This is a genomic window from Pleionea sp. CnH1-48, assembly GCF_024124665.1.
Taxonomy (GTDB): domain Bacteria; phylum Pseudomonadota; class Gammaproteobacteria; order Enterobacterales; family Kangiellaceae; genus JAMXSB01.
On the sequence record NZ_JAMXSB010000037.1, the window covers coordinates 1 to 2,955 of the forward strand.

Sequence of the window (2,955 nt, forward strand, 5' to 3'; positions counted from 1 at the left end):
ATATCCGGGTTCATTCGCACTTTTCATCCAGTAGCTATCAGTTGAGCGGCGTTCGTTTTGCTGATGGAACAGAGTGGAACAGTGCTGAATTAGATCGCCGTTTGAGTCTGACCAGCAGTGATTTCCAGGATGACATTCAGGGCAGTAACCAGGCCGACACCCTGCAAGCTAAAGGCGGAGCCGATCTTGTTTATGGCCACCAGGGCGACGACACGCTTCATGGTGATGCCGGGGATGACACCGTTTACGGCGGTTACGGTGACGATCACCTTTACGGCGGTTCGGGCGATGATACTTTGGCAGGCCAGCAGGGCGCGGATACCTATTATTTTGGTGCGAACTTTGGACGCGATGTGATTGCGTCTGCCGACACCCTGGATAGCATTGTTTTCTCCAGTGCACTGCATACCAAAGAGTCTATTCGTTTAACGCGCTCTTCTTATAATCTGGTGATCTCATTCGATGGTTCGCAAGATCAGTTAACGCTCAACAACTATTTTTCTGGCACTAACTACCAACCTGCCGCGATTCGCTTTGCTGACGGCACCGAATGGACAGCCGCGCAATTAGAAGCTAATTATGCCCAAACAGGCACCGATGGTGACGATACCTTTGGTGGTGCCGATGTGGCCGAAACACTAAAAGGTGGCCAGGGTGATGACCGTCTGTACGGCGGTAATAATGACGACCGACTGGAAGGCGAACAGGGTGCTGACACCCTCTATGGTGATGCTGGCAGCGACACCTTATTAGGTGGTTCGGGTCAAGATAAACTCTACGGTGGCACAGGCGAAGACCGTCTTGATGGCGGCACTGGCGATGATACGCTCGACGGCCAATCGGGCGCGGATACTTACGTATTTGGTGACAACTTCGGCCAAGATGTAATTACTCGTGCCGAAAGCCACGATGGCATCGAGTTTACTGGCAGTCAGCACACCAAAGACAACATTGTTTTATATCGTTCTTCATACAATCTGATTATCTCCTTTGCTGGAACCAATGACCAAGTAACCATCAACAGCTATTTCTCTGGGACGGCCTACCAACCTGCTTTTGTCCGTTTTGCCGATGGCACTCAATGGACAGCCACCGAGCTTGAGCTGAGCTACGCCATGAATGGCACCGATGGCGCTGATACCTTTGGTGGTATGAACAGTAACGAACAGTTATCCGGTGGCAAGGGCGACGACAAATTGTATGGTCAATACGGTGATGATCAATTGTCCGGTGATGAAGGGGATGACAGACTCTACGGCGGCCATGATAACGATCAACTTCTTGGCGGTGCAGGCGATGATACGCTGCTGGGCGACTATGGTGATGATGTTCTACAAGGTGGAGCCGGCCATGATGAATTACAAGGAGGGTACGGCAACGATCAGGTTCAAGGTGGAGCAGGTAACGATAATCTGACGGCGGGTTATGGTGATGACCAGCTCGAAGGCGGTGCGGGCGACGATAAACTTCACGCTAACTATGGCACGAATGTTCTTATTGGCGGTGAGGGCGATGATACTTTGTATGCTGGTACAGGCAGCGATCGTTTTGTTTTCTCACGAGGCTTCGGGCAAGACACCATCCAATCGACTCAACAGGGGACTAACTGGATCGAGTTTGACAACACACTCACCACTGATGTGATTCGTGTGCAACGTAATGGCAATGATCTGGTTGTGCGCGATATTCGTAGCGACGACAGCATCACTGTTAAATATCATTTCTCCAGTGCCTCTTACAACATAGATGGCATCCGCTTTGCGGATGGCACCGAATGGAATGTTGCAGAGATAGAAAACCAGATCGCCAATGGCCAGACCGACGGTGATGATCGGCTTGTTGGAACCGACAATGCTCAAACGCAGGCTGGTGGAGCAGGCGATGATCGTATTGAAGGTCGTCGAGGTGACGATACCCTTCAAGGTGATTCAGGCCATGATACCCTTAAAGGTGAAGATGGCAACGACACCCTGATAGGTGGCACTGGCAAAGACACACTCGAGGGCGGCGCAGGTAATGATGAATACCATTATCGTGCGGGTGATGGTCGTGACACGATTCACGTAGGCGGTGGTTCGGACACCCTGGTGTTCGATGGCAGTATTCAATCCGCTAATGTTCGAGTATTCCGCAGTAGCAACGATCTGGTGATCCTGACAGGCCAGCTAGGCGACTCTATTGTCGTAAAAAGCCATTTCTCTGGTGGCAACTATCGTTTGAATGCCATCCAGTTTGCTGATGCCAGCCAATGGAATTACACCGACATCGCTAACCGTCTCGCGGTGGTGGATACGGATGGCACGGTGGTGGTTCATGCCGTTTCAGGTTCGACCTACACTGCGGATGTATTAGGCAGCAGTCTAAGCGGCACTAATGATGATGACACCTTAGTGAGTGGCAATTGGAACGACACACTCAACGGCGGCAGTGGCAATGACACTTACCGTTTCAGCCTTGGATTCGGCAACGACAAAATCACGCAATCCACCAGTGCCAACGAGATCGACACCGTGGTGTTTGATAGCTCCATTCAGGCCAGTGATATTCGTTTGAGTCGCTCGGGACATCATCTTGTCATCACTCATGTGCCGACGGGCGATGAAATCCTTGTAAATAATCATTTCTACACGGGACGAACGGCCCATACGTCTTACGCCATTGATAAGATTATTTTTGAAGCCGATGGGACCGAATGGGACCAGGCGGCGATGACTCAAGTCGTGCTAACAGGCAGTGATAGCAATGACAGTATTTCAGGCTTTAACGATGCGGCAGACATCATTGATGGCGGTGCGGGTAATGATACGGTGCGCGGCTACGACGGCGATGATACGGTCGTGGGCGGCTCCGGTGATGATACGGTGTATGGTGACAGTGGTGATGATGTCCTTGTGGGTGGCACAGGTGACGATACTCTGAGTGGCGGTTATGGCCAAGATACCTATCGGTTCAGCT

The 2,955-nt window shown here is 51.4% G+C and carries 1 protein-coding gene; it reads left to right on the forward strand.

Annotated elements, in window-relative coordinates:
- A partial coding sequence (locus NH399_RS25240) for a calcium-binding protein (protein WP_305885117.1) occupies window positions 1-2,955 on the forward strand: 2,955 nt, incomplete at both ends.